Annotated in this window: 7 protein-coding genes; 1 reads left to right on the top strand and 6 read right to left on the bottom strand. The window is 36.3% G+C overall.

Annotation, left to right across the window (positions count from 1 at the left end; all coding sequences use genetic code 11):
* Positions 1-418, top strand: a 418-nt coding sequence (gene ribH / locus AC4MRQ_RS12455) for a 6,7-dimethyl-8-ribityllumazine synthase (RefSeq protein WP_491198006.1), incomplete at its 5' end; no start/stop codon positions are given.
* 83 nt (positions 419-501) lie between these two features.
* On the opposite strand, the gene AC4MRQ_RS12450 is transcribed toward ribH, so the two are convergent.
* The 6 genes from AC4MRQ_RS12450 to AC4MRQ_RS12425 form a co-directional block, all read right to left on the bottom strand.
* Positions 502-897 (bottom strand): hypothetical protein, encoded by a 396-nt coding sequence (locus AC4MRQ_RS12450; RefSeq protein ID WP_491198005.1) that lies wholly within the window; start codon positions 895-897, stop codon positions 502-504.
* A gap of 135 nt (positions 898-1,032) precedes the next feature.
* Positions 1,033-2,079, bottom strand: a complete 1,047-nt coding sequence (locus AC4MRQ_RS12445; protein ID WP_491198004.1) for an adenylate/guanylate cyclase domain-containing protein — start codon at positions 2,077-2,079, stop codon at positions 1,033-1,035.
* 202 nt (positions 2,080-2,281) lie between these two features.
* Complete coding sequence (locus tag AC4MRQ_RS12440; RefSeq protein WP_491198003.1) at positions 2,282-2,965, bottom strand: ion channel; 684 nt, start codon at positions 2,963-2,965, stop codon at positions 2,282-2,284.
* 10 nt (positions 2,966-2,975) lie between these two features.
* Entirely contained in the window at positions 2,976-6,077 is a 3,102-nt protein-coding gene (locus AC4MRQ_RS12435; protein WP_491198002.1) for an efflux RND transporter permease subunit, read from the bottom strand.
* Between the two features lie 19 nt (positions 6,078-6,096).
* A complete protein-coding gene (locus tag AC4MRQ_RS12430; protein WP_491198001.1) occupies positions 6,097-7,188 on the bottom strand; it encodes an efflux RND transporter periplasmic adaptor subunit in 1,092 nt (363 codons plus the stop codon).
* Positions 7,189-7,199: 11 nt separating this feature from the next.
* On the bottom strand, positions 7,200-9,536 hold the full coding sequence (locus AC4MRQ_RS12425; RefSeq protein ID WP_491198000.1) for a TolC family protein: 2,337 nt from the start codon (positions 9,534-9,536) through the stop codon (positions 7,200-7,202).
* Positions 9,537-9,538 lie beyond the last annotated feature (2 nt).

Here is a 9,538-nt window from a genome sequence, read left to right as displayed (position 1 = left end):
TGTAGTATCGGAGTGGAATACAGAAATAACAGAGGCTTTATATGAAGGTGCTTACAAGACTCTTTTAAAACACGGTGCATCAGAAGAAAACATTGTGAAGAAGTATGTACCGGGTAGTTTTGAATTAACAGCAGGAGCCAAGTACCTGGCCGAAATGACCGATGTAGATGCTGTAATTTGTTTGGGATGCGTGATACAAGGCGACACACCACATTTTGACTATGTATGCTCAGGTGTAACGCAAGGTATGACTTTACTAAACGTACAGTACCCAATCCCATTTATCTTTGGTGTACTAACAACCAATGATCAGCAACAAGCGCTTGATCGTGCAGGTGGTAAGCATGGTAACAAAGGCGACGAAGGCGCCATAACGGCTATTAAGATGGTACATCTCAATAAATCTTTGAAGAGGTAGACTATAATAGTTTTTAACGAATAAGAATATTAGAGATATAACAAAGCCCGGATCACCGGGCTTTATTTTATTAATAGGACAGTTTAATAATCTTCTCTCTCAAACCTCCTCAGACGTTGAGTATCTCTTTCAAATCTTTCCAATAAATCCTTTGAAAAAGAATTGATAATATTCGACTCGGTATCTTCAACCCCATTGGCAGCTTCAGCTATTACCTTCATCGCTTTAATAAATTCATCGTACTCAGCTGCCGGACCATGCCCATGACAAAAGTTGATTACTCTATTATAAATTTCCTCAACCGATGAATCTTTTGTGCTTTCGTAGTCGAATGACCATTTGATTTCATTTCCGTATGCATGATTGCTTAATAACCTGTTTAAAGCGTCTGTTTCCTCTTTCTGAATAACACCATCAGCCTTGGCAATAGCATATAATAATTCGCCTAGTACATCATAAAGTCGTTCTTGTCTATCCATTGTATTTTAGTAATTTGTTTTAAACTGAATCAATAGAGTATTTCACTCCTTTTGATAAACTTAAAGGTAATTTTTTATTTCATATCCACCGGGAATACTCTAAGCTTATTTGCATCATGTCAACCCTAACTAAAATCATGTAACGCTTAATTCTCTTTGATGAACTGAATAAATCTCAAGGTCATTTTCTTTGCCTTTCAGATGTACCTGGCATATTTTCTCTATATCCCATTCACCGTTTGAATTTAAGCGCTTAAAAACATCTTCAGAAATAAGCAATTCGGCATCATATTCATTACAAACATTTTGTATCCTAGCGGTTGTATTCATAGTATCACCTAAAAAAGCTATTTCGCGTTTGGTATTACCTATTTCCATAACAGTTATTTCTCCCCAGTGAATACCTGCCTTAAACTCTGGTATTACCTCATATTCTTTGTTAAAATATTGTTCTTTTTGCTGAAGTTTAGCTTTATAAGCAAAGAAAGAAGCAATACTATAGGAAGTTGGATAATTAACCTTCCAACTAATGATCGCTTCATCACCCACGTACTTATGAATATCGCCACTAAATTGGTTAAATACCGAAAGTTCATAAAAACAATCCTGTATTAGCTGACTAAACATTTTATGCCCTAGCTTTTCGGCTAATGAAGTAGAGCTCTTTAAATCGATAAACATAAAGATGCGCTTCTCTACAATCGGATAATAATATTTTCCGGTCATTATACTCGCTAATGTACTCTTTCCAATCATTAAATTGATTGATATAACCATTGATATCAGCCCATTAACAAAAAAAGCATAGATAGTTCCGAACAGAATAACAGGCATTGTAATAAAATTGATATAAGTTGATGGTTGCTGGATCAGTGGTAATTTGAAATACTGCAACATTGGATATATTAAACTGGTAATCAGAAAAGCAACACTTAATTGGGTGATGACTGATAAGAGTAACAGACGGTAATAAAGAATTCTTTTTCCAAGATACTTGTTAATAATGAAAAACAGAGTTCCATATAACAATCCCTGACTTAACCAAGTAATCATGAAAAAGACTAATATATTCCAACTATAAGATTGGGCAATGGGAATGACTGAGTTACGAATCAGATACCAGAGAACACTGGCGATGAACCAGCCATTTAAATAAGATAATTGAATAAACTTGTACTTCATGTATATTATAATAAATCAAAACAAGTTCGTAATATACCTTCAGACTTTCAAGCTTATCATCATTTCAACTCAATACAGTTTAATTCTAAAGGCATATACAATCATCAAATAACCATACATGCCAAACTTTTAGACAACATGATTTATATAAGAAAACGGTTATCATGGTTGATTTTTATGCAATCCTATTTCAATATCTCACTTATTTATTCTCACTTTCCTGTGTAGACACCTGACTTTGGTTAATAAATTTTCCCACAACAATGGCTGTAACAATTACTAAATAGAACTGACCAATAAGCCCAATTAATATCGTTGCTTTTTGCGCTATTAATGTTAAGGGCAGAATATCACCATAACCGATTGTCATAAGCGTAATGTAGCTATAGTACATCAATCTTTCTGTAATGGTATTCTCGGTTGCTTTATTCAGTTCAATTCCTGAAAACGAACCCGGATGCACTATTTCAATACTTAAGCAAACAAAAAAACCGATTAAACCTAATGCAACAAAGCCACTTATAAGCCCTAAAATAACGTTCTTATTAACAAACTTTGCCTTCCAAATTTGCTTAATGATATTAAAAGTAACAATCAGGTGAAACAAGAACAAAACTGCAAATTTGATGTAGTTAAACAGACTCGCCTCATTGTCATTAGCCATAGCAAATACACCTCCAATAACAAGAAGGATAAACAACAGAATGAGAATACTTCCTTTTTTATAATTACCGATAAATAAACTACCCGCTACAATATTTAAATAAAATAAAAAGGGCGAAAGCATATTAAATATATTGGCAGGTGTAACAAGTGAGCCAAAAAGAATAGCAATTTGGCTCACCAATAATAATTCGAATCTGTAGCTATGTATTTTCACTAACATCCATCAATCTTTATTCGTCATCTTTAAATACATAATTTTTAAAGCTAACTTTGTATAAAACACTGTAAAATGAGGGTATAAATACCAGTGTAATAACCGTTCCAAACAACAAACCGACCATAATAGTCACGGCCATTGGTTCCCAAATTGCACCACCTCCCAGATATAGTGGTATTAACCCCAGAACGGTGGTGAAAGTAGCAAGAATAATTGGTCTGAATCTTTGCAGACAGGCAGTTATAATTGCATCCTGCGGTGCCCGATTAAATTCATTTTCTTCTATCTCTATCCTGTCAACCAAAACAATGGCATTGTTGATAACAATTCCAGCTAATGAAATAATTCCGAGAAAGGCCATAAAACCAAAAGGTACATTAAATACCAGCAAACCTAAAACCATGCCGATCACTCCCATAGGTATTGTTAAAACAATCATGGTCATTTTACGGAATGAGTTAAACTGTATGATCAGAAGCATTACAATAATAAAGGCAGAGAGCGGTAAATAATTAGCTACAGCTCCCATGTTTTCAGCACTGCTTGCAGCATCACCACCTAATTCATAGGTGTAGCCATCTTCCCAGTTTTTTTGTTGCTCATTCAGCCAAGGCGTCAGAATAGTTGTTATCTCATTGGCATTACCCTCATCTGTCAGTTCACTTTGCACATTAATAGTCTTGGTTAAATTCAGTCGTTTAATTTTCGAGTATTGCCATGTTGGTATTATTTTGGCTACTTGAGTTAATGGTACACTCTTACCCGAATTTTGTCCATACACATTAATCGTTTCGAGGGAAGCTAAAGTTTGTTCCTTACTGTTCGCTCCCAGCATAATAATCGGAATAGATTTATCTGCTTCTCTGTATTCACCTGCATTAAAACCATCTAAAACAGTTTGCAGAGAGGTCGCGATGTCCTGGTTGGTTACACCTGCAAGTTGTGCTTTACGCGGGTTAATTTCAATAATGAACTTTTTACCTTTGGGTCCCCAGTCATCTTTGATGTTTTTAGTTCCTCTCAACGAAAACAGTTTCGTCTTAATTGCTGCAGAAATACTGGCTAACTTATCCGGATCCTTACCCGAAACTTTAATTTCAACAGGAGTTCCACCTCCACCGGAACCAAGTAAACCTACTTTAATGTCTGCGTTTGGGAAATTATTGAAACAATAATGATCCAATTGATTTACCAAGGTATTATTCACTAAAAAGTTTGAGGTATTAACTACTATATGTGCATAATTGGAATTTGGTTCATCGGCACTATAGCCCAGGTCATAGGCGGTGGGTCCCTCTCCAATATAACTTGACCAATCAGTAATACCATCTGCTCTATGTTCATTAACTAATAAACTGTCTTTAATAAATTGCTCAATGGTTAAAACTGTGGTTGTCGTACGCTCAATTTTGGTTCCTTCAGGTAAGTTAATATCGATGGTGATCATGTTACGATCACTATCGGGGAAAAACAAAACTTTCAGGAGTGTAAAACCTAATAGTGAAAGGATAAAGAGACCAACAATGCCAAACAATACCGTTTTCCTCCAACTTAAGGACCATATTATTAGTTTCTTATACTGGTTCTTCATACCATCAATCATCTTATCCAGAATGCTCTTTTTCTCTGCTTTTTTGCCAATCTTAAGGAAGAATACACAAAACAGTGTGATGACGCTTAATGATATAATCCAGGAAGAGATCAAAGCGATTGTGATGACCACAAAAATTGGCCCCATAATATCACCCATAACTGATTCTGCCATATAAAAGGCCAAAAAGGCTGCTGAGGTAGTTAGGGTTGATATTAAAAGAGGTTTAAACAGTTCAGCAGCTGATTCAATAGCTGCTTGTTTAACATCAATACCCTCTTCCATCTTAACCATGATCGATTCTGCCACAACAATGGCATTGTCAACCATCATTCCCAATGCCATAATGAGGGCAGCTAAGGTGATTTGATTAAGTCCAACATCAATAAGTCCCATTACCATCAGGGTAGTAATGGTTACCATCGGTATCAAACTGGCAATCACCATACCTGTTCTAAACCCAAGAAATATCAACATAACTGCTAAGACAATGATAATTGCCTGTAATAAATTGTTAACAAAATCTCCAATTTTGGTATCAATGTAAGTATCAATTGAAGCAAGCCGGGATACAGTAAGGCCGACTGGTAAGGTCTCGTTGTATTTATTGATAATCCTGTCGATATCTTCACCTAATGTAATAATGTTACGCCCCTCTTTAAGCGAAACATGGAGTGAAAGACCTTCACGCCCATTGATACGGACAACCTGCTGTGGAGGATAAATATAGCCAGGTTCAATTGTGGTAATATCTTCCAAAGCCACAACTGAGTTGGTTTGACCAATTGGAATTAGCAGCTTTTTAATGTCTTCAATCGAGTTAAAGTTACCGGTTGGCTCCAGTATAATCCGTTCGTCACCAATACTAATTTCACCTCCGGCATTTAAAATATTTGTGCTGGCAATAATGCTCTGCAGACTGTTCGAAGTGAGGCCATATTTTTTAAGTCTGGCATTATCAAATTTAATAAATACCCGCTCATCCTGTGCTCCGTTAATTTCAACTTTAGCAGCATCGTCCAGTTTAATCAGATCATTCCGAAGGTTATCGGCTTCTTCTTTCATTTCTTTATACGAAAACCCATCACTTGTAATGCCCACCACAATACCAAATACCTCACCAATACCATCATCGTTTAATTGTGGATGAACATTTTGTGGTAGTCCCTGTATAGCTTGTAATTTACGCCTTAATCGATCCCATACTGGTTGTAAGCTTTCAGGAGCAACTTCCATTTTAAGCTCAACATTAACAACCGATAAGCCCGTTCTGGAAGTACTGGTTACTTCTTTCAATTCAGGCAGTTCCTGTGCAACCTTTTCTATCTTATCCGTTACTAATTCCTCTACCCTTTCCGGACTAGCTCCCGGAAATGAGGATACAATTGAGGCAACCCTTACGGTATAAGGCGGCATACTGTCACGTGACAAGGATTGATAAAATGTTAATCCCATCACCATTACGACTGTTAGTATACTTAATACAACCCGGTTTCTTTCAATAGAGAATCTGGCAAAATTCATATGCAAAGATTTACTTAGGTTAATTCAATTTTACTTTTTGATTGTTTAATAGTGTTTGTAAACCGGCAGTTGCAATAAGTTGCCCCTCTGATAACCCGCTCTTAACTACAAAACCATCGTTGGTTAACTCTCCCAGTTCAATGGTTTGTTTTTTTACAACACCAACCTTATTGTCAGTTGTTTCGATCAGCATTACAAAGTTTCCGTTTCCATCTTCACCAACTGACTTAACCGGCACAACCAATAAATTTGAGTCCGTATTATCTGCTGAGCCAAAAGTAAAAGTGACGTTAGCAACCATCCCCGGCTTGATGATTTCTGTTGATCCGGGGATATCAACCTTAACCGGGAAAGTGGAAGTGTTTGAGTCTGCTATAGGAGATATTTCTATTACATGGCCTGTAAATTCTTGTTCTTCAAGAGATGTGAATTTTATATTAGTGGACATTCCAACAGCTACTTTATTGATGATATTTTCAGGCAAACCAACCTCAACATTAACATCGTTACCGGCATTTAATACAGCAACTGTCTGACCTGAGCTCACCGTTTCATTTAAACTGATATCAACCGAAGCCAATACTCCATTTTTAGGAGCATAGATATATCCATAATTAATCTGGTTCTGATCAATATCTTTCTTTCGCTTAGCCGATTCATATTGATCAAGAGCACTTTGATATGAATTCTTAGCTGCTTCGTAATCACTTAAAGACTGGCTTCCTTTTTCAAAAAGTGCTTTGCTCCTTTCCAGACTCGATTTCGCAGTATTCAATGCCGACTCAGCACTTTTTAAAGCTGATAAAGATTGTTCATAGGCCAGCTGCGCCTGCACATTGTCCAGCCTCATCAGCAAATCTCCTTTTTTGACTTTCTGACCAACTCTGGCACGAAGAGTTGAGACAATGCCGGTACTCCTGAAACTAAGGTCAATCTCGTCACTTGCATTGGCAACACCACTAAAAGTTCTTATTTGTTGAGCATTTAACTTGCCAACTGTCGTAAACCGCACCGGTTTTAGTATCTCTTTTGTCTTGTTTTCCTTCTTTTTGCATGAAGGTGAAATTGATAGTACTGCTAAAAGTATAATCAGATATTTGAAATTTTTCATCGCTGCTGTTTTTATTGATTGCTTAAAATATACTGTTTGGCTCGTAGTGTAAAGTCTTCATTTTCAGCCGGAGAATTCATATCAAAGAAATAGCCTATTAATCTTTGAAGCTGCATCAATACTAAACTGAAATTATATTGTGCTGTTGCATTTGCCTGTCGTGCTTTAAAGTAGTTATTCTGGGCATCAATCAGTTGAATAACAGGAATTGCTCCGTTTTGATACTCATTTTGCGATAGTTCAAGACTCTCACTGGCAAAATCCAAATCAACCTTTGAAATCTCAATGTTGGTTACTTCATTCATTAAATCCAAAACAACATCATTAATCCGTTGCTCAATTACCAACTCAATATCTTCTCTCTGAAAATTCAATTGGTCTGCCTGAATTGTTGCTGTTTGTTTATTAATATTTCTGGTGTTCTGCTGAAAGATGGGGAATGACAGGTTTAAACCAACGTTGTAATAACCGTCTGGCAATTCGGGAAATCCCACTGGAATATCACTGCCTGCACCTGATCTTGAAAATGTTCGCTTGTATTGCCCCTGCAATGCAAGTGTTGGTACATAGCGACCTTTACTATATAGTTTATACAAGCGCTTCGTTGCTTCAATATTGAGGCCTATGTTTCTTAATTCTGGAGAATTTCGCTTTGCTTCGTTAATAAAGAATTTAGTTAATGCAACCTGTTGTTGGGGATCATCTAATGCGGTCAGTAAATATTGATAACTACTGGATTCCTCTAAAACAATATTTAGCACTGTATCCTTTACATCAATTTGTGTATCAATTTCCTGGTTAAGCAATTGATTGATATGATGGTAGGCCTGACTTAATGAATTTTTGGCTTCAATCATGCCTTGAGTGTTTTGAGCCAGTTGACTTTGAAACCGGAGAACATCAGACTTACCTGAAGCACCCAACTCAAGATTCTGTTGAGCTATTTCAAGGTTTCTCTTAGTCATTTGAAGATTATTGTTTTGAATACTCAAATTGGTTTTTAATACCAAGGCATTGTAATAGGCAACCGATGCATCAAGAATCGCACCTAATTCGCTGGCATTATAACTTTCTTTTTGAGAGGCTAAAAGTTTCTTTTGTATCGATATGTTTGCAGCTGCTTCCTCCGAATAAATAACCTGTGTTAGGGTTACATCTCCTGAGGTTGAGAACTCCGGACTCTGTCCGTTAGATACTTCAGCAAGATCAGGGTCAATATACGTTCCTCCGGCAGTTAAACTAACATCCGGTAAGAATTGCGATTTTGAACTTTTCAGGTCTTGTTCGCCCAAATCAATATTTTGCTTTTCTGCCTGTAAAGCCAGGTTAGCATCAATAACCCCATTCATTAAATCCACCAAAGTGTATTGAGTTCCAAAGAATCTGCCGCCTTTTCCTTCAATCAGATTTATTCTGGCTAACCAGCTGTTTCGAATAGGCAGACCTATTTGATCAGCCGTATTTGTGTTAATCGAAATCTGCTTTTTATAATTGATGTGGAGGTTGAGATTTGATGCATTTGTACCATTATTAATAGCTTCAACGTTTAAAGCAATGCGACGTATTATCTGGTCGAAATTTATGGCTGGCTGATTGGTCATTAAGATACCTTTTTCCACATCATCAACTCCGTAGCCAGACAAAGACGGGAGATGTTTTTGATTGATAAGCTCAATTAACTGTTCAAACTTTTGATCATCAATACCCGCAACAGAAGCGAGGTAAACAGCATCCACATCACTCAATATTTGGTTTATATCTGTACTGCTATTGATAGGAATTAAAATGTACTCTGCATCCTTTCCCGAAAAATACTGATCAAACTGATTTTTGATTGGTAACAGATTTAGCAGATAATCATCAACAATAACACCAGGCTTTTTAAAATTGTAAATAGAGTAAAAAGCATCAAGATCTTCTTTATAGGAAAACGGAGTTACTAAATAGGTTAAATTATTAATGCCTGATGTTTTTTTATCTTCAGGTATGTCAACAAAGTCATTATTAACGGCTCCAACTATAATGGTTGATTTTGGAAATTTGTCCTGTTTACTAAGCATTATAGTATTCACAATACCAAAAGCCAGAACGATGTCGGTTTCGCTATTGAGTAATGTGTTGTAATTCTTTTCAGCATTCGAAAGTTTGTGGTTGTTGTATAATACTTCTTTAAAAACAACCACTGTACCTTTTCCTACTACCGAGGATATTTCACTTTTAAGTTGGATTAAAAAACTATTTGATTGAGGAGCCTTAATATCATCAAGAATTCCAACAGTTAATTGCTTTTGTGCCTGAGTAACCTTTAATATACTTACCAGACATAGCAGTAAAAAGAATCTCTTCATAG

This window comes from Carboxylicivirga sp. (assembly GCF_982718395.1).
This window is presented reverse-complemented; position numbering and strand designations above follow the sequence as displayed.

Excerpts from the sequence above, each read along its gene's own strand:
- AC4MRQ_RS12450 (WP_491198005.1), bottom strand. The coding sequence starts at position 897 with ATGGATAGACAAGAACGACTTTATGATGTACTAGGCGAATTATTATAT.
- AC4MRQ_RS12445 (WP_491198004.1), bottom strand. The coding sequence starts at position 2,079 with ATGAAGTACAAGTTTATTCAATTATCTTATTTAAATGGCTGGTTCATC.
- AC4MRQ_RS12440 (WP_491198003.1), bottom strand. The coding sequence starts at position 2,965 with ATGTTAGTGAAAATACATAGCTACAGATTCGAATTATTATTGGTGAGC.
- AC4MRQ_RS12435 (WP_491198002.1), bottom strand. The coding sequence starts at position 6,077 with ATGAATTTTGCCAGATTCTCTATTGAAAGAAACCGGGTTGTATTAAGT.
- AC4MRQ_RS12430 (WP_491198001.1), bottom strand. The coding sequence starts at position 7,188 with ATGAAAAATTTCAAATATCTGATTATACTTTTAGCAGTACTATCAATT.
- AC4MRQ_RS12425 (WP_491198000.1), bottom strand. The coding sequence starts at position 9,536 with ATGAAGAGATTCTTTTTACTGCTATGTCTGGTAAGTATATTAAAGGTT.